The organism is Ferrimonas sp. YIN67 (assembly GCF_057219095.1).
Genome location: NZ_JBXVVJ010000004.1, coordinates 178835 through 202687, shown reverse-complemented (window position 1 = coordinate 202687; position 23853 = coordinate 178835). Strand labels below are relative to the sequence as shown.

The 23853-nt window shown below is 58.0% G+C and carries 19 protein-coding genes; 10 read left to right on the top strand and 9 right to left on the bottom strand.

The window, feature by feature from the left end; all coding sequences use genetic code 11:
- Positions 1-12 precede the first annotated feature (12 nt).
- From AC2D8U_RS11290 to AC2D8U_RS11275, 4 genes are all read right to left on the bottom strand, one after another.
- Complete coding sequence (locus tag AC2D8U_RS11290) at positions 13-948, bottom strand: universal stress protein (protein WP_484619152.1); 936 nt, start codon at positions 946-948, stop codon at positions 13-15.
- A gap of 454 nt (positions 949-1402) precedes the next feature.
- Positions 1403-1510 (bottom strand): cytochrome bd-I oxidase subunit CydX, encoded by a 108-nt coding sequence (gene cydX / locus AC2D8U_RS11285; RefSeq protein ID WP_067659034.1) that lies wholly within the window; start codon positions 1508-1510, stop codon positions 1403-1405.
- A gap of 27 nt (positions 1511-1537) precedes the next feature.
- Positions 1538-2677, bottom strand: a complete 1140-nt coding sequence (gene cydB / locus AC2D8U_RS11280) for a cytochrome d ubiquinol oxidase subunit II (protein ID WP_484619151.1) — start codon at positions 2675-2677, stop codon at positions 1538-1540.
- Complete coding sequence (locus AC2D8U_RS11275) at positions 2670-4310, bottom strand: cytochrome ubiquinol oxidase subunit I (RefSeq protein ID WP_484619150.1); 1641 nt, start codon at positions 4308-4310, stop codon at positions 2670-2672. The genes cydB and AC2D8U_RS11275 overlap by 8 nt, the downstream gene beginning before the upstream one ends.
- 933 nt (positions 4311-5243) lie before the next feature.
- Between AC2D8U_RS11275 and napF the strand changes: the two genes are divergently transcribed.
- The 6 genes from napF to AC2D8U_RS11245 all read left to right on the top strand — a co-directional run bounded on the left by napF (position 5244) and on the right by AC2D8U_RS11245 (position 10530).
- Positions 5244-5720 carry a ferredoxin-type protein NapF gene (gene napF / locus AC2D8U_RS11270; protein WP_484619149.1) on the top strand — a complete coding sequence of 159 codons (477 nt, stop codon included), beginning with the start codon at positions 5244-5246 and terminating at the stop codon, positions 5718-5720.
- Entirely contained in the window at positions 5713-5958 is a 246-nt protein-coding gene (locus tag AC2D8U_RS11265; RefSeq protein WP_484619148.1) for a chaperone NapD, read from the top strand. Before napF ends, AC2D8U_RS11265 begins: the two co-directional genes overlap by 8 nt.
- Positions 5959-5993: 35 nt before the next feature.
- On the top strand, positions 5994-8486 hold the full coding sequence (gene napA, locus AC2D8U_RS11260; RefSeq protein WP_484619147.1) for a nitrate reductase catalytic subunit NapA: 2493 nt from the start codon (positions 5994-5996) through the stop codon (positions 8484-8486).
- Positions 8487-8556: 70 nt separating this feature from the next.
- Positions 8557-9018 carry a nitrate reductase cytochrome c-type subunit gene (locus tag AC2D8U_RS11255; protein WP_484619146.1) on the top strand — a complete coding sequence of 154 codons (462 nt, stop codon included), beginning with the start codon at positions 8557-8559 and terminating at the stop codon, positions 9016-9018.
- Positions 9019-9026: 8 nt separating this feature from the next.
- Entirely contained in the window at positions 9027-9647 is a 621-nt protein-coding gene (napC, locus tag AC2D8U_RS11250; protein ID WP_484619145.1) for a cytochrome c-type protein NapC, read from the top strand.
- 184 nt (positions 9648-9831) lie between these two features.
- Positions 9832-10530 (top strand): hypothetical protein, encoded by a 699-nt coding sequence (locus tag AC2D8U_RS11245; protein ID WP_484619144.1) that lies wholly within the window; start codon positions 9832-9834, stop codon positions 10528-10530.
- A gap of 134 nt (positions 10531-10664) precedes the next feature.
- Here the strand turns inward: AC2D8U_RS11245 and AC2D8U_RS11240 are convergent, their stop codons facing one another.
- Together AC2D8U_RS11240 and purL are read right to left on the bottom strand one after the other, a co-directional pair.
- On the bottom strand, positions 10665-12131 hold the full coding sequence (locus AC2D8U_RS11240) for a sulfatase-like hydrolase/transferase (RefSeq protein WP_484619143.1): 1467 nt from the start codon (positions 12129-12131) through the stop codon (positions 10665-10667).
- A 1063-nt stretch (positions 12132-13194) separates the two neighbouring features.
- A complete protein-coding gene (purL, locus tag AC2D8U_RS11235) occupies positions 13195-17085 on the bottom strand; it encodes a phosphoribosylformylglycinamidine synthase (protein WP_484619269.1) in 3891 nt (1296 codons plus the stop codon).
- A 186-nt stretch (positions 17086-17271) separates the two neighbouring features.
- Between purL and mltF the strand changes: the two genes are divergently transcribed.
- Both mltF and AC2D8U_RS11225 read left to right on the top strand, forming a co-directional pair.
- Positions 17272-18690, top strand: a complete 1419-nt coding sequence (mltF, locus tag AC2D8U_RS11230; protein WP_484619142.1) for a membrane-bound lytic murein transglycosylase MltF — start codon at positions 17272-17274, stop codon at positions 18688-18690.
- 218 nt (positions 18691-18908) lie between these two features.
- Positions 18909-19061: a hypothetical protein gene (locus AC2D8U_RS11225; protein WP_484619141.1), complete on the top strand. Its 153-nt coding sequence runs from the start codon at positions 18909-18911 to the stop codon at positions 19059-19061.
- 73 nt (positions 19062-19134) lie between these two features.
- On the opposite strand, the gene tadA is transcribed toward AC2D8U_RS11225, so the two are convergent.
- Complete coding sequence (tadA, locus tag AC2D8U_RS11220) at positions 19135-19641, bottom strand: tRNA adenosine(34) deaminase TadA (protein ID WP_484619268.1); 507 nt, start codon at positions 19639-19641, stop codon at positions 19135-19137.
- Positions 19642-19700: 59 nt separating this feature from the next.
- Entirely contained in the window at positions 19701-20606 is a 906-nt protein-coding gene (gene punR, locus AC2D8U_RS11215; protein WP_484619140.1) for a DNA-binding transcriptional activator PunR, read from the bottom strand.
- A gap of 137 nt (positions 20607-20743) precedes the next feature.
- Between punR and punC the strand changes: the two genes are divergently transcribed.
- Both punC and AC2D8U_RS11205 read left to right on the top strand, forming a co-directional pair.
- Positions 20744-21931: a purine nucleoside transporter PunC gene (gene punC, locus AC2D8U_RS11210; protein WP_484619139.1), complete on the top strand. Its 1188-nt coding sequence runs from the start codon at positions 20744-20746 to the stop codon at positions 21929-21931.
- A gap of 209 nt (positions 21932-22140) precedes the next feature.
- Positions 22141-22698, top strand: coding sequence for a CBU_0592 family membrane protein (locus AC2D8U_RS11205; RefSeq protein WP_484619138.1), 558 nt, complete (start codon positions 22141-22143; stop codon positions 22696-22698).
- 122 nt (positions 22699-22820) lie between these two features.
- Here AC2D8U_RS11205 and AC2D8U_RS11200 read toward each other — a convergent pair whose 3' ends face one another.
- Positions 22821-23789, bottom strand: coding sequence for an FAD-binding oxidoreductase (locus AC2D8U_RS11200; protein WP_484619137.1), 969 nt, complete (start codon positions 23787-23789; stop codon positions 22821-22823).
- Positions 23790-23853 lie beyond the last annotated feature (64 nt).

Genomic DNA, 23853 nt, shown 5'->3' with positions numbered 1-23853 from the left:
TGCCCCGCTTCCCTACTCCAAGACCGGTGAACGAAACCCATCGGGCTTGAGCGTCACCACGGAACAATGCAGGGCATCCAGCAGGCGCTCAGCCGTATTACCGATAATGAATCCGGCCACACCGCTTCGACACAGGGTGCCCATGACCAAGAGATCCACTCCTTCGCTTTGGATCATCGCCGGGATCTCCGTCTCCGTCGCCCCTTCCAGCAGTTCGATCCGCACTCCCTTGTCCGTCAGCCCGGCACTATGGATCAGTGCTTCGAGCCGTTGTCGACGCTGCTGCTGCTCCGCTTTCGCCGCCTCGGCGATCTCGGTGTCACTCCAGCGGGCCCAACTGCGCAGATACCCCTCCGCATCAAGCCGCCATGCGTGGCAAAGGATCAATTCGGCCTGCATTAGATCAGCAAAAGCTCCGGCTCGGCGGAGGATCTGTTCGTTGAGCCGGAGGGTTTCTGGCTCCGTACTGACCACATCCACCGCCGCTGCGACCTTGCTAACCCCTGAGCCGGCCTGGGGTTGAAGTGACCAAACGGGGATCGCCGACTTGCGCATCAAGTGGCGGGTCGTACTGCCGTATTGACACGAAGCGTCCTTATAGGCTCGACACGCATCGATCCCGATCAGGCTGCAACCGCTCTTCTGGGCAAGTTTAACGATCTCGATAAAGGGGGTGCCACTGACGACCTTGGTCTCCAACGTCAGATCCGGATAGCTAGCATGGATCTCCTCGGCCAACCGGCTCAACGCCTCCTCCTGATCGGCTATCGCCCGATTGAGCATCTCCAGCGGCGTGATCTTGGCTTGCCAGGCCATATCCAGCTTCTCCACCACCGACAGCAAGATCACCTTTGCATCCGTGCTCACGGCATAAGCCAGCAGCGGACTGAGCCCCGGGTCCATTTGTTGGTCCGGTGCCAGGGGGATAAGGATCTTCTCGTTACGCATTACATCCTCCAGGGTTTCTGATCATCGCCGACACTGCGCCCTTCCCGATCCCTGACACGGTTCAACGATTGTCGTTTATCAATGTCACCTGAGTAGGGATCGTCACCTAAGCCATCTCTATCACTCCCCCTATTATTGGCCCGTTTTGTCACGATTACGCCATGAACTGGATGGGGCTGATGCACGAACACCAGGCTCCCATGCCGCAGCGATTACGGTCGTACCAGGGTATCTTCCATCTTCAAGTGGCGTAACAGGCCTCTTTGGTGTCACTCATTTCTCGATAATTCATACAGTTACTAAAAGGTTGTGGAATTGAGTGGGCAAGCATGAGCAGGGAGAGTCCCACCTTCTCAGGAGGGACAGAACAAAAAAAACGCAGCCTAGGCTGCGTTAGATTTTTAGGTTGGCCCGCCCACGAGGAGCGAGCCAAGGCGTCCGACTGAGAGGAGTATCAGTCTTCGTCCTTATCCAGGGCCTCCTGGGCTTCCAGCCACAGGCCATTGATGATGCCAAAGGCACAGGCCAGCAAGACACCCAGGATCCAAGTGAAATACCACATAGTGTTTAACTCCTTATGTCCCGGGCCTTAGTACAAAGAGGCCGAGTTGTCTTTGATGTGCTGCTCGCTGATGCGGCCGAACATCTTGATGTAACACCAGATGGTGTAGCCCAATACGATGGGAACGAAGATCACCGCCGCCACCAGCATCACCTTGAGGGTCAGCTCCGAGCTGGTCGCATCCCACATGGTCAACGACTGGTTCGGGTTCTTGGAAGACGGCATCACGAACGGGAACAGCGCCACCACTGCGGTGGTGATCACGCCCACGATGTTCAGCGACGAAGCCAGAAACGCCAGGCCATACTGCTTTGCACGGGTAGCAACGATAACCATCAGTGGCATGACGACCGCCAGGGTTGGCAGAACAAACAGCGCAGGATACGCATGGAAGTTGTTCCACCAGGCGCCGGCAACCAGCTCAACGGTCTTGTTCAGTGGATTGGACGCCGCATTGGTGTCAATGGCAGAGGTGATCACGTAACCATCAATAAAGCCGTACTGATAGATCCCGGCGAGGATAAAGAGTACTGCTGTGGCAATGGCCAGCACGACGGAGACATTGCGAGCGCGCTCCAGCAGTGCCCCTTCGGTCTTCATCTGCAGCCAGGTCGCGCCCTGCAGGGTCAACATGGAGAAGGAGAGCAAGCCCACCAGCAGACCATAGGGATTCAACAGGCCAAAGAAGCCGCCATCATAGTAGTTACGCATCCAGTCGTCATAGTAGAACGGCACACCCAGGAACAGGTTACCAAACGCCACCCCGAACACTACCGGCGGAACAAAACCACCGATAAACAGGCCCCAATCCCAAGCCGTACGCCAGCGTGGATCTTCAATCTTGGAGCGGTAGTCAAACCCGATCGGACGGAAGAACAGGGCAAACAGGGTCAGCACCATGGCAACGTAGAAGCCCGAGAAGGACGCCGCATACACCATGGGCCAGGCGGCAAACAGGGCACCACCAGCCGTCAGCAACCAAACCTGGTTGCCGTCCCAGTGTGGGGCGATGGAGTTGATCATCACCCGACGCTCAGTGTCTGTTTTTCCAATAAAGGGCAGCAATGCGCCGACGCCCATATCGAAACCGTCGGTGACGGCGAAGCCAATCAGCAGGACCACAACCAGGGCCCACCAGATCAGTCGTAACATTTCATAATCAAGCATTGCTCGGGCTCTCCTTGTCAGAGGTAGTCAGCGCGGCATCAAAACTGTCGTTAACAGAATTTTTTTCACCCTGCTCAAAGTGGTAGCGACCGGTTTTCAGGCTGCTTGGACCCAGGCGGGCAAAACGGAACATCAGGAACATCTCGATCACCAGAGCCACCGTATAGAAGCCACAGATCAGGATGATGGAGAACCACAGCTCACCGACACTCAGGCTGGAGGCAGACATGTAGGTAGGCAGCACTTCGGCAATGGTCCAAGGCTGTCGACCGTACTCGGCGACAAACCAGCCGCACAGGATGGCGATCCAAGGTGCCGGCAGCATAATCAGCAGGGCTTTGAGCAACCAAGGCTTCTCATCCACTTTCTGCTTGCAGCTTTGCAGGAACGCCAGGCCGATCAACAGCAACATCAGGAAGCCCAGCCCGACCATGATGCGGAAGTTCCAGAACATGGGCCCCACCGCCGGGATGGAGTCGTCCACCGCCGCCATGATGTGCGCTTCGGATGCGTTGGCAATCTGGCTCAGATCGGAAGGATCGCTGCTATAGCGTGCCAACAGGAACGCATAACCCAGATCGTCCTTGTGAGCCTCGAAGATGGCACGTTCCTCAGCGGTTTCGGTTCCATTTCGAACCGCACTCAGTACGGCTGCCGCCTTCATCCCACTGCGGATCCGAACTTCGTGCTCGGCCTTCAGATCGACAATCCCTTTAACCTCTTCATCCAGCGAGCGGGTCGCAATGATCCCCATGACATACGGGATCTGAATGGCAAAGTCGGTCTTCATATTTTCACTGTCCGGGAATCCGAACGCGGTGAACGCCGCCGGGGCCGGGTGAGTTTCCCACTCGGCTTCCATCGTCGCCAGCTTCACCTTCTGGACATCACCAACCTCGTAACCGGACTCATCGCCCAGCACAATCACAGACAGGATGGAGGCCATACCAAAGGCGGCAGCAACGGAGAAGGAGCGACGGGCAAACGGCAGATCGCGTTTCTTCAGCAGGTAGTAGGAGCTGATGGCCAGAACGAACACGGCGCCGGTGACATAACCTGCCGCCACCGTATGAACGAATTTCACCTGGGCAACCGGGTTAAACACCAACTCGGCGAAGGAAGCCATCTCCATTCGCATCGTCTCGTAATTAAACTCGGAGCCGACCGGGTTTTGCATCCAGCCATTGGCGATCAGGATCCACAGCGCGGACATGTTGGAACCCAACGCCACCAGCCAGGTCACCGCCAAGTGTTTGCGTTTGGACAGCCGGTCCCAGCCAAAGAACATCAGGCCGACCAGGGTGGACTCCAGGAAGAAGGCCATCAGGCCTTCGATGGCCAGTGGCGCACCGAAGATATCACCCACATAGTGAGAGTAGTAAGCCCAGTTCGTGCCGAACTGGAACTCCATGGTGATCCCTGTGGTGACCCCCAGGGCAAAGTTAATGGCAAACAGCTTGCCCCAAAACTTACACATGTCCTTGTAGACCTGCTTGTTGGTCATCACATAGAGCGATTCCATGATGGCAAGCAGGAAGGCAAGACCCAAGGTCAGGGGGACAAACAGGAAGTGGTACATCGCGGTCAGCGCGAACTGTAACCTCGAGAGATCGACGACTTCATCGATGATCATTGCGTTCTCCTCAACACCGGGGCCCAAAAAACGGGACTCCCGGCAACGCTTCATTCAGTTAACATATTGACATGGTGTGGCATTAAGCCACGCCCCAAAAAACTGAAAACGCTACGGCACACTGTGTCGACAGGACCAAGGTGGGGGGAAAGACCAACAGGATGATAGTTGATCCTGGCCAACTGTCGACACGGACGACGCATACATTTTGCTAACACCCAACTTCGCAGCAAAGTGCCCTTTTTTTCCTAAAAACCGAGATGGCATGATGAGAGCCAGCTAGCAATTTTCCCTATTTTTATACCATCTCCGGAGCTTTACCCTCAATCCCTGCCAAAGTGCCCAGACATATTTTGTGAAATTGCGCACAAAACAACATTTCAACCCAAAAAATTTGTTTATGTTTCACCCCTGTTACAGGCACTGGCGAGTTCTTATTCGTCTTACTTCCTTTTTCCAATTGTCACCAATGACTCAAAATTTAAAGACGTTGAGAACAGATTGGCCTCCAACAAAAAATTGAGGGATTAATAGACAAAAAATCCAATCGATTGTTTTTTTATAAAGCTTTAACAAGCAAATAGGGATGGATATAAAGTCCGCACCAATCAGTTTCTCTAATGTTAATTTTCAAGTGTATTTATTCACTGCCAGCAGGGATCAATTACCCTCTGTTTATCCCTGAAGGACTAAGAGAAGCAGCTAGCTCAACACTCTTCAAGGCCATCATAAAGCCGTTGATCCCGGCACCGAACTCCATAAGAACCATGCCAAGTAAAGTCGAAGCACAACAGCATCACTTTATCGATGCCTTATCCCTGCCCTCACCAGAATTGATCCAGATCAATCCCCCACCGATTTAACTCACATTTTGCTTACATCTTTGCCACGGGCACGATAAAAACACCCTACAGATTCCTAAGAAATCGTGACATGAACAAGGTTTTTAGGGGGCGCCTACGTAAAAAACCGGCAATTCGCATGCCGCAGACCGTGATAGAAGCCCGCTTTCTCGATCTCTGCTCCCGTTGTCATAACTGCGTCGCGTCCTGCGAGACGGGTGTCATTAAGTTGGGGCCTGGCGGCTTTCCAGAACTGGATTTCAACGTTGCCGAGTGCAGCTTTTGCGGTCAGTGCGCCAAGATCTGCCCCGAGCCGGTGTTTTTGCCCAAGGAGCAGGCCCCCTGGCCCTATCGCGCCAAGATCAGCGATCTCTGCCTCAACCTGGCCGGCGTCGAATGCCGCAGCTGCGTGGATCCCTGCGAAGCCAGGGCCATCCAATTTACCCCGGGGCGGATCGCCGCCCCCCACATCACCCAAGATTGCACCGGTTGTGGCGCCTGTCTGGCGCGTTGCCCGAGCCAGGCCCTGACGCTGCAATCCTCGTTAAAGGAGTTTTGCCATGACTGAGCACATCTGCTCCCTGGTGCTCAACGCCAACCCGCCCAAACTGCCCGCGATCGAAGCGGCATTAGAGCAGCTCGACGGCGCCAGCGTGGCCCTGTCCGATCCCAGCGGCAAGCTGGTGGTGCTGCTGGAGCACGCGCGCCAGGACAGCCAGGTTGACTGCATTGACCAGATCAAAAACCTCGATGGCGTCAGCGCCACGACTTTGATCTACCACCAACAACTCGAAGACGCCTGTTAGGGCCCACAGCCCTAAGACCGGTAGAAGGAATGACCATGAAACTGACACGACGTGAATTTGTAAAAGCCCAGGCCATCGCCGCCGGCGCCGTCGCCGCCGGGCTGACCGTTCCGGCCTCCGCCCAGGGGCTGATCGCCACCCGTAATGACGACACCATCGCCTGGGACAAGGCCCCCTGCCGCTTCTGCGGTACCGGCTGCTCGGTGCTGGTGGGCACCAACCAAGGCAAGGTGGTCGCCGTTCAGGGGGATCCGGAAGCACCGGTGAACCGTGGCCTGGTGTGCATCAAGGGCTACTTCCTGCCGAAGATCATGTACGGACAGGATCGCCTGACCCAGCCGATGCTGCGCAAGACGGGGGGCCAGTATGATAAAAATGGCGAGTTCACCCCGGTCTCCTGGGACGAAGCCTTTGATGTGATGGCGGACAAGTTCAAAGACGCCATCAAGAAGAAAGGGCCGACGGCGGTGGGCATGTTCGGCTCCGGTCAATGGACCGTGTGGGAAGGCTACGCCGCCGCCAAGCTGTACAAGGCGGGCTTTCGCTCCAACAACATCGATCCCAACGCCCGCCACTGCATGGCTTCCGCCGTGGGCGGCTTTATGCGTACCTTCGGCATTGATGAGCCCATGGGCTGCTACGACGATCTCGAGCAGGCCGACGCCTTTGTGCTGTGGGGCTCCAACATGGCGGAGATGCACCCCATCCTCTGGTCCCGCCTCAGCGCCCGCAAACTCTCTGCCGAGCACGTCAAGGTCTCGGTGCTCTCCACCTTTGAGCACCGCAGCTTCGAGCTGGCCGATCTGCCCATTGTCTTCACCCCGCAGACCGACCTGGCGATCCTCAACTTCATCGCCAACTACATCATCCAGAACGACAAGGTGAACTGGGACTTCGTCAACAAGCACACCAGCTTCCGTCAGGGCGTCACCGACATCGGCTACGGCCTGCGTCCGGATCACCCGCTGGAGAAGGCGGCGAAAAACCCGGGCAACGGCGGCTCCGACGCCATCGACTTCGACCAGTTCAAGGCCCATGTGGCCCAGTTTGACGTCAAGTCCGTCTCCGAGCTGTCCGGCGTGGAAGAGGACAAGCTCATTGCCCTGGCCGAGCTCTACGCCGATCCGGATCGCAAGGTGGTCTCCTACTGGACCATGGGCTTTAACCAGCACACCCGTGGCGTCTGGGCCAACAATCTGGTCTACAACATCCATCTGCTGACCGGCAAGATCTCCCAGCCCGGTAACGGCCCCTTCTCCCTGACCGGCCAGCCGTCGGCTTGTGGCACCGCCCGGGAAGTGGGCACCTTTGCCCACCGCCTGCCCGCCGATATGGTGGTGAAAGATCCCAAGCATCGGGCCATCTCCGAGAAGATCTGGCAGCTGCCGGAAGGCACCATTCCCGCCAAGCCTGGCTACCATGCCGTGCTGCAGGATCGCATGCTCAAGGATCGCAAGCTCAACGCCTACTGGGTGCAGTGCAACAACAACATGCAGGCCGGCCCCAACATCAACGAGGAGCGCCTGCCAGGCTACCGGGATCCGGAAAACTTCGTGGTCTGCTCCGATCCCTACCCCACGGTCACCGCCATGGCCTCAGATCTGATCCTGCCCACCGCCATGTGGGTGGAAAAGGAAGGCGCCTACGGCAACGCCGAGCGCCGTACCCAGTTCTGGTACCAGCAGGTGCAGGCTCCGGGCAACGCCAAGTCCGATCTCTGGCAGATCGTCGAATTCTCCAAGCGTTTCAAGGTGGAGGAGGTGTGGCCCGAGGAGCTGATCGCGCAGAAGCCCGAGTACCGGGGCAAAACCCTGTTCGACATTCTGTTTGCCAACGGCGAAGTGGATAAGTACGGCCTGGACGAGGTGCCGGAAGATCGCCTCAATGACGATGCCCGCGCCGCCGGTTTCTACATCCAGAAAGGCCTGTTCGAGGAGTACGCCCGCTTTGGCCGGGGCAAGGCCCACGATCTGGCCCCCTTCGACACCTACCACCAGGTGCGCGGCCTGCGCTGGCCCGTGGTGGACGGCAAGGAGACCCTGTGGCGCTTTAAGGAAGGGGCCGATCCCTATGTGACCGCCGGTGCCGACTTCCAGTTCTACGGCAAGCCCGACGGCAAGGCGGTGATCTTTGCCCTGCCCTACGAGCCTGCGGCCGAAGCGCCGGATCCCGAATTTGATCTCTGGCTCTCCACCGGCCGTGTGTTGGAGCACTGGCACACCGGCACCATGACCCAGCGGGTCCCCGAGCTGTACCGGGCCTTCCCCGACGCCGTGGTGTTTATGCACCCGCTGGATGCCAAAGATCGTGGGCTGCGTCGCGGTGATACCGTCATCGTCGAATCCCGTCGCGGCGAGGTGGAAACCATGGTGGAAACCCGGGGCCGTAACAAGCCGCCCCGTGGCCTGGTGTTTATGCCGTTTTTCGATGCCAGCACCCTGGTCAACAAGCTGACCCTGGATGCGACGGATCCCCTGTCGAAAGAGACCGATTACAAGAAATGCGCCGTCAAGGTACGCAAGGCCTGATGGAATGTCGGGCCGCTCGCCTGCGCTGCAGGCCGAGCCGGCCCGCCCAAGGAACGATGGGAGCAACACCATGAAACGTATAACTTTGTTACTGATCGCCTTGCTGCCGGCCTGTCTGGCCCTTGCCGCCGCGCCACAGACCGGCGACCAGCAGGATTTTGCCATGCGCGACAATGTGCCGCTGAGCGACACCCACCCGGCCCCGGGCCTCAAGCCGGTACTCAAGGAGTCCGGCCGCAAGGCGCTGAACTACGTCAACCAGCCGCCGGTGGTGCCGCACAAGGTGCAGGGCTATCAGATCACCCAGTCCACCAACCGCTGCCTGCAGTGCCATGACGTGGACAACTATCTGACCACCAAGGCCCCGCGGATCAGCCCCACCCACTTCACCAACCGCGACAACGTGGTGCTGCCCCACGTGGCCCCGCGCCGCTACTTATGCCTGCAGTGCCACGTCACCCAGGCGGATGCGCAGCCGCCGGTGGAGAACCAGTTTGAGGCGTACGGTCAGTTCTCCAAAGGCCGCAAATAGGGGGCGACATGAAAAACACACTGGTTCGATTGTGGCGCTGGTGGCGTCGCCCAAGCTCCATCGCCCTGGGTACCTTGCTGATCCTCGGCTTTGTCGGCGGGATCCTGTTCTGGGGGGCATTCAACACCGGCATGGAGATGACCAACCGAGAGGAGTTCTGCATCGGCTGTCACGAGATGGAGAACAACGTCTTTGAGGAGTACGTCACCACCATCCACTACAACAACCGCAGCGGCGTGCGCGCCACCTGCCCGGACTGCCACGTACCCAAGGATTGGACCCATAAGATGGTGCGCAAGATCCAGGCCTCCAAGGAGGTATTGGGGAAGATCACCGGCATCGTCGATACGCCTAAGAAGTTCGATGAACACCGGCTGGTGATGGCCGAGCGGGAGTGGGCGCGGATGCGCAAGACCGACTCCCAGGAGTGCCGCAACTGCCATAACTTCGAGTACATGGACTTCACCGAGCAAAAATCCGTGGCGGGACGCATGCACGCCGAGGCCAGCGCTCAGGGTAAGACCTGCATCGACTGCCACAAGGGGATCGCCCACAAGCTACCCCATAACTACCGGGGCAACGACGCCATTTCTCAAGCTTTGGAGGGCGACTCTCCCTCCCATCTCTGATCTCCTCCAGCCCCCTTAAGGACCACAGGCCGGCACTCTATGTGCCGGCAATTCTCAGCAAATACATCCACCCGTTCTGCCCGAACTCTTTCCAAGCCAAAGTGGTTGAATACTGGACACCCGCCCCCAGCAACTGTATAAATGAACACTGTGTTTTTATACAGACCTCAACTCGGGGCCACTCATGTCCAGTTACCAGTTACGCCATGCCAGCGCCGCAGATTGGCTTGACCAGCTCGGAAGTCAGTCAGCCAGTCGGTTCCTTACCTCACTGTGTCGGCCAACCCGCTCCAGTGCACTGGCAACCGTACGCTGCCACAACGGCCAGTCGAGCCAAAACACCTGGTACGAACTGTTCCCATCACAAAGCATTGTCGGGGTCTTTACCCAGCTCTATCGAGTCCTGAAAGCCGATAGCCTGGGGATCATTGTCTGCGAGCAGCGCGATCTCCCCAGCCTGATCCCCATGGCTCAGGCCGCAGGCTTTCGACTCGGGCCAACCCGGATCTGGCAGCAGAGCAATGCTCCCAACAAGCTGCATATCCTGTTACAGCTCTACAAGGGCAAGCCCGTCCCCAGTTGGCAACAAAAAGAGCAGCTCCACAGCCTGGCGGCGGAAGAGGGACAACTTCTGCCATCCACCCTGCTCAACCTGTTGCTTGAGGGGCTGGATGAAGGACTGGTGATCGATCCCTTTATGCAGGATCACAGTATTGCGCTGGGCGTACTGCAGCATGGTCTGCGTTTCGCTGGCGCCCTGAGTGACGGCGAAAAACTTAAAGAGGTTCGTCGCCGCCTTAACGAAGAACCCCAAGCTATAGAACTGATGCGTCAGCCCGAAATGCCGACAACGAAACCGGTACAACAGCTTTCGCTGATCTGATCTTGGTCGTGGAATTAAGCTTCATCGCTTGGCTTCAACAACGCATAACTGTCAGAGAAGCTCCCGTTCGCCCCGATAAAACGGAAAACGCACCGTGTAATACGGTGCGTTTCCTCATTAATCCCTGAGATAACTTAACGTTTCTTGCGGGTATAGGGGACGGGGAACAAGCCGGTATCCTGGGGCATCTGGGCATCCCACTCGTCAAACATCCTTTGTAGGGTTGCGGCACGCTCTGGATATTGACGGGTCAGATCATTTTGCTCTCCTATGTCCTCAGCCAAGTTAAACAAACGGGTCTTGATCTCGCGCTTATCCAACTTGGTTCGGTCACCGTTACGCTCCTCCACCTCTTTAGAATTCCAGGTCAACTTCCAGTCACCATGACGGATCGCATAATCGTTCATATAGCGGAAATAGAGAGTTTCATGGGGCTGGCCAGGCTTTTTCCCTTGCAGGTAAGGCAGCAGATCGACACCATCGAAACCGGTTGCCGGCGTCTCGACGCCGATGTGAGCCATCATGGTGGGCAGCAGATCGATGGAGATCACCGGTTCCTCATAGCGGCTGCCCGGTTCGATCTGACCCGGCCATTTCATCGCAAACGGCACTCGGATCCCCCCCTCATAGGTGTCTCCCTTGAAGCCTTTGAACGGCCCCTTGGACGACATTTTATATTCACCTAAATTGGACTTGTCCCAGCCACCGACGCCGGAGGGGCTGCCGTTATCGGCCAGGAAGATCACGGCGGTATTGTCTGCAATACCATTGCGCTCCAACGCCTCATTGATGGCACCAACCCCGTCATCCACCGCCAAGACCATTCCTGCAAGAATGCGGCGATACTTGAGTTCGATATCCCGCTCTGCATCGATCCGCGCCAAGTAGCTGTCTGGCACCTGCCAAGGGTAATGCACCGCGTTATAGGAGACATAGAGGAAGAAAGGCTCATCCTTATTGCGATCGATAAAGCCGACCGCTTCTTCGGTAAACTTCTCCGTCAGGTAGTCACCGGTCTTGTAGTCCACCTCTTCGGTGTTGCGCATAATCGGCCAGTTATCTTTGCGCTTCACATTGCTAAAGGGTTTACCGTCATGACTGAACGGCTGATCGGCACGATAAAAGTCATGGCCGCCATCATAGAACCCGTAGAAGTAATCCCAGTTTCGATTTTCCGGGCGATGCTTCGCCTCGTAGCGGCCAAAGTGCCACTTGCCGATCACCCCGGTCCGGTATCCCGCCTGCTTGAACAGATCCGAGGCCATCGGCTGATCCACAGGAAAGCCTTTCTTGGACTTGGGACCAAAATTGCCGTGGATCCCAAACTTATCCTGGTAGCGTCCCGAGATCAGGCCAGCGCGTGAAGGACCACACACCGACGAGGTGACATAACCTTGCGGAAAGTGCACGCCTTCGGCCGCCAGTTTATCGATATTAGGGGTCAAGAAGTCATCCGCCCCCTGGTAACCGACGTCCCCCCAGCCCATATCATCGACCAGGACGATAATAAAGTTGGTGGGCTGCTCGGCCAAGGCCAAGCCCGGAGCCGCCAGTGCAGCCAAACAAACAGAACCAAGCAGTGTGTGTTTTTGCCAAAGCATCGTCGTTATTCCCTCAACAGCTATCCATCCCGCCCCCTCAGCACAAGCGGCGGTCAATTTGTCACCAACACCATACCCCCTTGCTTGCGCGGGTGCATCCGCTCGCCATCCCCCAACTCACAACCTTTGAAATACTTTGCAAAACACGGAAATAATTGACATTTTTCACCAACAAAAACCAGGCAGCGCAAGCGAAGAGCAGGAAGGGGAACTCGGAGCAGGCACCGGGTTTTAGAAACGCTGCCAGGTGCCAGGAAGAGCAAGAACTAAGGGCTGGTTTGGGCCAAAACAGGCCATTGAACTGGAATAACAATGTTTGGGGTAGGTTAGATTAGCGAGCGCTCTTTTCGCGTAATCTGACATTGAGAGCTCGGATCGGACCGATGAGCCCGTGCCAATAGCGATGCCGCTATGTCAGATTACGGCGGATCAACCCTTTTCGTTTTGGCCACTTTGGTGCGCGCCTAATCTAACCTACGTCTGGGTAATGCGTACAGAGATCTGGGTTCAGCCGCTGTATCAGGTTACGGCGCATCAAGGCTTATGGTCATGGCCAAATAAGTGCGCGCCCTGAACCTACGCCGAGGTGTGGTACCCAGGCTCAAACAGGCTTGAATGGGGAAGTGGACAGGGCGAAGCCTGACATTGAGATCTCGAACCTGCCTAGTGACTCTGTGCCCTGAGCGCCCCCGTGTCAGGTTACCGCGCATCGAGTCTGATCATTATGGTCACATCCAAGCACCTCTCGATGTTGCGCTTAGCCGCGGTTCAACGGCAACCTTTGGCCAGTGTGGAGCATTGAGAGGCCGTCAGCCTGAATCGACTGTGACAGGATCCATCGCATTTTCTTGTCGGCAAACAAAACGCGCTTCCCTCAAATGAGAGAAGCGCGTTTTTTAATTGGCTTCGTAGGTTAGATCAGCCCGCGGAGCGGGCGTGATCTGACATGGCTTCGTATGATACTTCGTATCCCAAGCGCCAGCTTAGGCTGAGCGTCAGCTTAGGCTGAGCGTCAGCTTACGCGACTACGTCGCTAAGCTAACCTACGGATCGTGCCGTACCCTTAACCCAGCTTCACACGGGCGCTGCGGAACATGCGCATCCACGGGGAGTCTTCGCCCCAGCCGTCCGGGTGCCAGGAGTTGGACACGGTGCGGAACACCCGCTCCGGGTGCGGCATCATGATGGTGGCGCGACCGTCGGTGGTGGTCAGGCCGGTAATGCCCGCCGGGGAGCCGTTCGGGTTCGCCGGGTAGGCGGTGGCGATCTCACCGCGATGGTTGAGGTAACGCAGCGCCACGGTGCCGGAGGCATCCGCTTTCTGGAAGGCATCCAGGTTGGCAAACTCGGCGCGGCCTTCACCGTGAGACACGGCGATCGGCATGATGGAGCCGGCCATGCCGCCCAGGAACGCAGACGGAGACTCCTGCACTTCCACCAGGGAGAAACGGGCCTCGAAGCGCTCGGAGCGGTTGCGCACAAAGTGCGGCCAGTGCTCGGTGCCCGGGATGATCTCCTTGAGGTTGGAAAGCATCTGACAGCCGTTACACACACCCAGGGACAGGGTGGTGTCGCGCTCGAAGAAGGCCTGGAACTGGTCACGGGCACGGGGGTTGAACAGGATGGACTTGGCCCAGCCTTCACCGGCACCCAGTACGTCACCGTAGGAGAAGCCGCCACAGGCCACCAGGGCCTGGAACTGCTCCAGGGTCAGGCGACCTTCGAGGATATCGGACATGTGCACGTCGATAGCTTCGAAGCCGGCACGGTCAAACGCCGCTGCCATCTCCACGTGGGAGTTGACGCCCTGCTCGCGCAGGATGGCCACTTTCGGAGCCGCGCCTTTGACGATGTATGGGGCCGCAATGTCTTCGGCCAGATCGAAGGTCAGCTTGGCAAACAGACCCGGATCTTCCGCGTCCTGCTTCGCTTCATGCTCCTCGCGGGCACACTCCGGGTTATCACGCAGAGACTGCATGTTGAAGGTGGTTTCACCCCAGAGGGTACGCAGCTCGGTACGGCTCTCTTCCACCAGCACGGTCTCGCCTTGGCGGATGGTAACCGTATCACCCTCCGTCAGGCCGCCGATGGCGTGGCTGCAGTCGTTCAGACCATTGGCTGCCAGGATGGCGTCCACGGCGGCACGGTCGTCCTTACGGATCTGCACCACGGCGCCCAGCTCTTCGTTGAACAGCAGCGCCAGGGCATCATCACCCAGACCGGCCAGATCCACCTCAATGCCCTGCTTACCGGCAAACGCCATCTCAGCCAGGGTCACCAGCAGACCGCCGTCGCCCTTATCGTGGTAGGCGATCAGCTTCTTCTCGGCAGACAGCTGTTGGATAGCCAGCCAGAAGCCCTTGAGCAGCTGGGCGTTGTCCACGTCCGGCGCTTCGTTACCCAGCTGGTTGTACACCTGAGCCAGGGCGGAGCCGCCCAGACGCTGCTTGCCGGCACCCAGATCGATAAAGATCAGCTCGGAGTCACCCAGATCGTTGCGCAGCTGCGGGGTGACCGTGTTGCGCACATCTTCCACGCGACCGAAGGCGGTGATCACCAGGGACATGGGAGAGGTCACGGCTTTCTGTTCGCCATCCTGCTCCCAGGCGGTCTTCATGGACATGGAGTCCTTACCCACAGGGATGGTGATACCCAGAGTCGGACACAGCTCCTCGCCCACGGCTTTGACCGCTTCGTACAGGCCGGCGTCTTCACCCGGGTGACCGGCGGCGGACATCCAGTTGGCGGACAGCTTCACGTGCTTGAGCGCACCGATGTGAGCGGAGGCCAGGTTGGTCAGGGACTCCCCCACCGCCATACGGGCGGAGGCACCGAAGTTGATCAGTGCCAGCGGGGTGCGCTCACCCATGGCCATCGCTTCACCCTGGTAGGAGTCCAGGGTCGCCGTGGTCACCGCGGCGTTGGCCACCGGGATCTGCCACGGACCGACCATCTGATCCCGCGCCACCATGCCGGTGACGGAGCGATCGCCGATGGTGATCAGGAAGGTCTTCTCGGCCACGGCGGGCAGACGCAGGACGCGACGGATGGCGTCTTTCACGGTCACACCGCTCATGTCCAGGGCCGGGGAAGCACACTGGGCAGTGGTCGCCTCGCGGTGCATCTTCGGCGCCTTGCCCAGCAGCACGTCCATCGGCATATCGATAGGCGTGTTGTCGAAATGGCTGTCTTCCAGGGTCAGGTGACGCTCTTCCAGAGCCTCACCGATCACCGCAAACGGCGCACGCTCACGCTGACAGATGGCTTCGAAGGTGGCCAGGTTCTCCGGCGCCACGGCCATCACGTAACGTTCCTGGGACTCGTTACACCACAGCTCCAGCGGGGTCATGCCCGGCTCATCGGAGAGGATATCGCGCAGCTGAAACTTAGCGCCACGGCCACCGTCGTCCACCAGCTCAGGCATGGCGTTGGACAGACCGCCCGCGCCCACATCATGGATAAAGGCGATGGGGTTGTCGTCGCCCAACTGCCAGCAGCGATCGATCACTTCCTGACAGCGACGTTCAATTTCCGGGTTCTCACGCTGCACCGAGGCGAAGTCCAGATCCTCGGAGGATTGGCCGGAGGCCATGGAGGACGCCGCAGAGCCACCCAGACCGATGTTCATCGCCGGGCCGCCCAGCACGATCAGCTTGGCGCCGACCGGGATCTCGCCCTTCTGCACATGATCTTCACGGATGTTTCCGAAGCCACCGGCCAGCATGATCGGCTTGTGGTAACCACGGACTTCGGCGCCGTTGAAGCTCTGTACTTCCTGCTCGTAAGTACGGAAGTAACCGTTCAGGGCAGGACGACCGAATTCGTTGTTGAACGCAGCGCCGCCCAGCGGGCCTTCGATCATGATATCCAGCGGCGTAACGATGCGATCCGGCTTGCCGTAGGCTTTCTCCCACGGCTGTTCGAAGCCCGGAATGTTCAGGTTGGACACGGTGAAACCGGTCAGGCCGGCTTTCGGCTTGGAGCCGCGGCCGGTGGCGCCTTCGTCGCGGATCTCACCGCCGGAGCCGGTGGCGGCACCCGGGTACGGGGAGATGGCCGTCGGGTGGTTATGGGTTTCCACCTTCATCAGGATATGAACCGGCTCCTGGTGGTAGCGGTAGGTGCCATCCTGATCGGCAAAGAAGCGACCGCCTTCGGAGCCGGTCATTACCGCGGCATTATCCTTGTAGGCAGACAAGGTTTCTTCCGGGGTCACCTCGAAAGTGTTCTTGATCATCTTGAACAGCGACTTGGGCTGCTTTTCGCCGTCGATGGTCCAATCTGCGTTGAAGATCTTGTGACGACAGTGCTCTGAGTTCGCCTGGGCGAACATGTACAGCTCGATGTCGTTGGGGTTGCGGCCAAGCTTAGTGAAGTTGGCTACCAGATAATCGATCTCATCTTCCGCCAGGGCCAGGCCCATCTCGATGTTGGCCTGGGCCAGGGCTGCGCGGCCGCCTTCAAGGATATCGACACTGGTGAAGGGCTTGGGCTCGGAGGCTTCAAACAGCACCTTGGCATCGTCAAAGGTGGGCAGTACGGCTTCCACCATGCGATCGTGAATCAGGCCCAGCAGCGCTTTTTGCTGCTCTTGACTCAATTCGCCTTCCAGCTGGATGTACCAGGCCAGGCCACGCTCCAGGCGTAATACCTCGGACAGACCACAGTTGTGAGCGATGTCCGTGGCCTTGGAAGCCCATGGGGAGATGGTGCCGGGACGTGGCACAACCAGCAGCAGCTTACCGGCAGGCTCGTGCTCTTCCATACGGGGGCCGTAGGTCAGGATCTTGGCAAGTTGGGTGGCACGTGGCTCGGAAAGAGGAGCGGAAAGATGGGCGAAGTGGTAGTGTTCAGCGTAGAGGTCAGAAACGGGCAAGTTGGCGTCACGGCAAGCTTCCAGCAGCTTGGTTACCCGAAATGCGGACAATGCCGGCGCGCCGCGAAGGATCTCAATCACGTCGATTCACCTTTTATAGTTATGGTGCAGGGTATTATTTCCCCTTTTGCTTGATGATAGAGTCAACAGGATGTGCCCTCAGGCGCCCCCAATTGCATCAACCACCCAGCAGGGGATTTTGAGGTCGCGGTATTATAAGGAAAAGCCGGGATCAAAACACCCTAAAAGGAGTCGAATACGGTCATGGTGTCAGGCGGCCAAAGGTCAAAAGTGCGACCTGTACTGCAAACTTGGGTTAGTGCCCTGTTACTGACCCTCCTTCCCGGCTGCCTGGACCTTGAACCTCCGTCAAGGCCCGACAGGGAGACGCCGGACACTGTGATTGTGGTTGGCACACTCAGCAGCCCTACCAGCTACCAGCTTAGAGGCGAAGAGCCCATAGGGTTTGATTACGAATTGGCACAGCAGTTTGGCCAATTCCTGGGACGCCCAATAAAGGTCCTGCCATTCACTTCAATGGAATCTCTGTTTGATGCGCTGAACAATAATGAGATCGATCTGGCCGCCGCAGGGTTGAGTCAAACACCAAACCGGCTGAAACGCTGGCACTTCAGCCCCCCGTTGTACCAAGTCACCGCCCAACTCCTCTATCGACAGGGTACGCCTCGGCCCAAAGATCTGAACGCATTAAAACAGGAATTGGTCGTGGTCAAAGGCTCCAGCCATGCCGAACTACTCCAGCGGGCCCAAAGCCAATACCCCAAACTGAGTTGGCGTGAAACTCAGGAATATGACAGCAACGAGCTCGCCGCCATGGTCGCCCAAGGCGATCTGACCTACACCCTGGTGGACTCAACCCAACTGGCGTTCAATCAAAGGTATTACCCGGAATTGAGGGCCGCCTTCGATATCGGCAGTCCCCATGCCGTCGCCTGGGTCATGCTCAAAGACCCATCGGCCCCCCTATTTAGTGCGGTGTTGGACTTTTGGCACGAGGTACTGAAATCAGACCGCTTGCAGCGGCTGGAAGAGAAATATTTTGGTCATATTCAAACCTTCGATTACGTCGATACACGAGCCTTTATCCGTGCAGTAAAACACACTCTTCCCCACTATCAGGGACTGTTTCAACGCAATGCGGGCCCCCTGGACTGGCGAAAACTGGCGGCAGTGAGTTATCAGGAGTCTCACTGGGATCCCAATGCCCGCTCCCCCACCGGGGTTCGTGGCCTGATGATGTTGACCCAGTCGACGGCTAAACGCATGGGGATCACCAATCGACTCGATCCCGAGCAGAGTATTCGAGGAGGCTCGGCCTACCTGCAGCAACTGATCACCCGTCTGCCCCCCAACATTCCCGAAGACGAAGCGATCTGGTTTGCCCTGGCCGCCTACAACATTGGCCTGGGTCACCTGGAGGATGCCCGAGTGATCACCCAGCGAATGGGAAAGGACCCCAATAGCTGGCGAGACGTGAAGGAACACCTGCCCCTGCTAAGGCAACGCAAACATTACGAACAAACCAAGTATGGCTACGCCCGCGGCGATGAAGCCGCCCATTATGTCACCAACATTCGGCGCTATTACGAAACCCTGCTGTGGCTCGATAGCCGTTTTAGCGCCGCCAACCAGGGTGACATGCATCACAAAGCCCAACCATGACCCCAGCACAAGCTCACAACCCTTCAATCAAAAGCGGCCCACATCACCTTTTAATGTGTGAAAAGTCAAAGTATTAACCTTGACAATGGTGGCCGCTCAGACAAGGATGGAAGCCTGGATGAACATGAGAGATCACGGGATCGTCACGCCTTGGCAATCGGACTGTCATGCTCTCCCCATAGGTTTTCAGCATCATCAATAAAAAAGGAGGTAATCAGATGAGATGTAATCGTCGGCGCAAAGCTTTGCAGTCCGCCACTGATCGCCGTAGAACCTGTCGTAAACGCAACCATCTGCGTATCGTGCACCGCAGTCGCCAATTTGACCAACGGCAAGTGGTCGAAGAGGTCTTAACCGACAACCTGGCCTAACACCGGGTTAATAAGCCCTGTGCCGCAAGCCCATCCTCATCCTGCACAGGGCCCAGACGAACCAGACTCTTCGCTACGTTCTCCCCGCTGCTTTCGCCTCTTTTTGTGCCAACTTCAGCGCCTTCTTCTCTGCCCGCCTACGGCGGAAAAAGCTGCTCAGTTGTTCAGAACACTCATTACCCAGGACACCAGCAAGCACCTGTGGCTGATGATTTAACGCTGGGTGCGACAACAAATTCATCACACTGCCCGCCGCTCCGGTTTTTGGATCGCTGGCACCAAAGACCACCCGTCCGACCCGGGCATGCACCAAGGCACCGGCGCACATGGGGCAGGGCTCCAGAGTGACATACAGGGTGGTATCCAACATGCGGTAATTTGACAGCTTGGGGCCCGCCTGACGCAGACAATGCATCTCCGCATGTGCGGACGGATCGTGATCGGTGATCGAGCGGTTATAGCCTTCCGCCAGCACCTCCTCTCCTCGAACCAATACGGCACCCACCGGCACTTCCCCCAGGGCTTCCGCTTGGGCCGCCAACACCATGGCCCGAGCCATCCACTTTTCATCCTGTTGCATCATAACCTCCCCCCCTCAAAGCGCTGGGTATTGTACGGACAGTCGCAGTAATTTCCAGCTCAATCCGCCAACCAATCCCGATTCAGCTGCTGCTCATCCCCCAGGTAATCCAGCAACCAGTTGAGCAGGGCATTATCCTGCTCGGGCTTGCGCCACGCCAGGCAGCAGGCGCTGCTGGGCTGGCCCCCTTCAAACACTCGCTCCACCAATTGCCCCTTTGCCAGCAAAGGGTTGGCCAGATGACGAGGCACATAGCCAATGCCCAGGCCATCGACAAAACAAGCCAAGGCATTGGGCCAATCCGGCACCACGATGCGACGCTGGTTATCCAAAAGCCAGGTTGTCCGTTTGGCCAGGGTGCGCGAGGTGTCTTCCAGGCCGATCACCGGGAACTGGGCCAAACGTTCGGCACACATGTCGGGCAAGGCGGCCACGGGATGGCTCGGTGCCATCACCAATGCCCAGGCCATCTGCCCCATATCCCGGGCACCGAAATCCCCGCCCACCGGCACGGCCGTGGTGGCGCCGATGGCGATGTCGGCACGGCCATCCGCCAGCGCGTCCCAGACCCCGTTAAACACCTCCATGGAGATCACCAGTTCCGCATCATCGAAGGCGGTATAAAAGTCGTGGATCAGTGTCGTGACCCGATCCGCCTTCACGATATTGTCCAGCGCCACCTTAAGGCTGCGTTGCCACCCATTGGCGACCCTCTGGGTATGGCGCCGCACCACCTCCATCTCACGAAGCCAGCGGCGAGCCTGACTCAGGAAGTGCTCGCCGGCCGTTGTCAGAACCACCTTGCGAGCTTGACGTTCAAACAGCACCACCCCCAGCTCAGCTTCGACCTGGCGCACCGAATAGCTGATCGCCGATGGCACCTTGTGCAGCACCCCGGCCGCGGCGCTGAAACTGCCCAAGCGCGCCACGGTATCCAGCATCTCCAACGTACTCCGAGCAAACATCTCCCACCTTTCAAAAATTTTCACAGCTATGGGCAAAATATAGCGTTTAACACCGAGTTTTTCAGCCTTTAAACTCCCCGGCCTTATGAAATGGCTGGCTTTCGCCCAGCTTTCGATCCAACAAATGAGTTAACACTATGCGCATTTCCAAACTGGAGCTGATCTATCTGGCTGGCCTGTCGATGCTCGGCTTTGTCGCCACCGACATGTACCTCCCGGTCTTCAAGGAGATGGAAGGCTTCTATGGCACGGGTCCTGAGCCCATCGCCCTCTCACTTTCCATCTTCCTGGCTGGCCTGGCCGGTGGCCAGCTCCTGTGGGGCCTGGCGTCCGACCGCTTCGGCCGCCGTAACACCCTGATGGCAGGCTTAGTGCTCTATACCCTGGCCTCTCTCGGTCTGGCGTTGTGCAGCGAAGTCTGGCAATTGCTGAGCCTGCGCTTTATCCAGGCCATCGGCGTCTGCGCACCGGCGGTGATCTGGCAAGCCATGGTGATCGACCGCTATCCGGGCGAAAAGGGCCAGCAGATCTTCGCCACCATCATGCCCCTGGTCGCCCTCTCCCCGGCACTGGCCCCGCAACTGGGTGTTGGCCTGTCACTGATGTTTGGCTGGCAGAGCATCTTTGTCGCCCTGACCGTGCTGGGTGTGGCGCTGGTAGCCATGACCTACCGCATCCCCAATGTGGTACCGACCCGTTCAGAGCGATCCATGGCGGGCGACATCCGCTCCCTGCTCAGCTCCCGTGTGTTCATGGGTAACGTGATGATCTTTGGTGCCGCCTCCGCCGCCTTCTTTGCCTACCTGACCGGAGTCCCGGAGATCATGGCCAGCATGGGCTATGACGCCAGCCAGATCGGCATGTCGTTCATTCCGCAAACCATCGCCTTTATGGCCGGAGGCTATGCTGGTAAGAAGCTGGTCGCTCGACACGGTGATCGTCGTATCCTGAACGGCCTGATCGCCTTGTTTGTGGCAACGACAGTCACCATCTTTACGGTTTCACAAATGCCGCTGACCGCAATCTGGCAACTCCTTGTGCCATTTTGCTTCCTGGCAGTGGCCAATGGTGCCCTCTACCCCATAGTGGTCAATCGCGCCCTCTCCAGCGCACCGGAATGCGCCGCCACGGCAGCGGGTCTGCAAAACAGCCTGCAGATCGCCATCAGCTTCGGCGCGAGCGCCATCGTGGCCGCCTATGCCAGCCATGCGCTGTCCGTCTCAGGCATGGTGATCCTCGGGGCAGCCGTACTCGTCGTCGCCGGCTATGGCCTCAGCCACAGAGGTGAACAAACCCTCAAGCTGGCGCCCGAGCCAACCCTCTAAGCGCCATCGCTCCAAAATATACAGCCGCCCACCGAGGCGGCTGTTTCATCTGCACTGTGCCACTCCTCACTCAGCAGCCCAACACGAGCGACAGGGATCAAAATTAAATTTTGTTGACTCGATAGTGAACATTGATTGACCATGGAGATCATAACCCTATAATCATCTGCACTATAATCTTAATCATTAGGGACTTAAGGGAGCTGTTCATGTGGAGCGCGGTTGGATGGTTTGGTTCACTTTTGTTACTTTTGGGTTTTGCCTTCCTTACCTACGCCAACCCTAGCCAACGCAATGATCGTCTCTATATCCTGATCAACCTGATCTCCGCCATCTGTATCGCCCTGGCCTCGGCACAGCTTCACTCCTGGCAACCGGTCGCCATCAACAGCCTGTTTGCCCTGTTCAGTATCGCCGCCCTGTATAAGATAAAACCCTACTTTCCCGGGTTAACCCCGTCCCGGCTGCTCATGATGCTCGGCGGCCTCATCGTTGCCGGAGTTAACCTGGCTGCCCTGAGTCATGACTATGCCTTCGAAATCATCGGCTGGGCCGGTGCATTCGGACACATCGGCGCCTACCTGCTGTTTTGCAGTCAGCAGCTAACCCGCTTCCAGTACTACCTGCTCAGCATGCTCAGTGCCCTGTGCATCATGCCCGCAGTGATCATCAGTGCCAACTGGCCCGTCTATGTACAGCAGTCGATCTGGGCCGCCCTCTCCCTTCGGTCCCTGTACCGTGTCGGCCACACCCGGGAAGCCTTCTGATCCCCCACGGCCAGAGCTTAACCCCTTACCCAATACACAAAGACCGGTGCGTCGACACCGGTCTTTTTCAACAGGACAAACCCAGCCCCGAGTAAAGGTTCAGGGTTGCCATGCCTGACTGGTCAATGGTCATCCAGCAACAACGCCATATCACCCGTTACCCGAGTTGAACAGGCCAGAAACATCCCTCGCTCGATCTCCTCTTCGCTCAGGCCAAACTTGGAATGGCTGTCCAGCTTCGCCCTCTCACCCTGGCACTTGCACGCTCCGCACACGCCGGTACGGCAGGCGGCGAAGATGGGAATACCACTCGCCTCCAGGCTTTCCAGCACCGTCTGGCCTGGCAAGATGGGTAACTCGACGCCATCCAGCGACAGGGTGTGCGCTTGCTCTGCGCCTCCCGCGTTCATGGCCAACGGCGCGGCACCACTGTGAAACGCTTCACAGTGCACGTTACTCGCACCCAGTTGCTTCGCCAACGTCTGCGCACTGGCCATATAGCCTTCGGGACCGCAGATCATCACGCTGCGCGTTGCCAAATCGCCCACTCCCTGCAACTGCGCCTCTGCCAGACGATTGCCCTCGGTGCTGAGCAGCCAATGCAGACGAAAGTTGGGATGACGGCCCGCCAGGTGTTCCAACTCCACCGCGAAGATCTTATCCGCCTCGCTGCGCACGCTGAAGATCAGCACAATGTCGGCGTCGGGCTCCCGATGAAGCCGATCTTTGAGCATGGAGAACAAGGGGGTAATACCACAGCCCGCCGCCAGCAGTAACCAGGGCTGCTCCCCCGCCAGTTGACTGTGAAACTCGCCCGCCGGAGGCAAGGCTTCCAGCTGATCGCCCATCTTCAGCTGATCCAGCAGATGGTTGGAGACCCGTCCACCGGGCACCCGCTTGATCGCCAGTTGCAGGCGATGGTCCCCGGGCGTCGAGCTGAGGCTGTAGGCACGCACCGAGGTTTGTTCACCAATGGGCACTTTCAGGGAGATAAACTGGCCGGGAATGAAATCTGGCAGCGCGTCAGCCATAAAGGTAAAGCGGGTGACATCGCTGGTTTCCGGTTGAGCACCGACACAAGTGAGCTGCATATCGGCTCCTATCTGTTGATGAGAAAAAGGGGCCTGGTACCTAAAATACCCGGCCCCGTTCCTT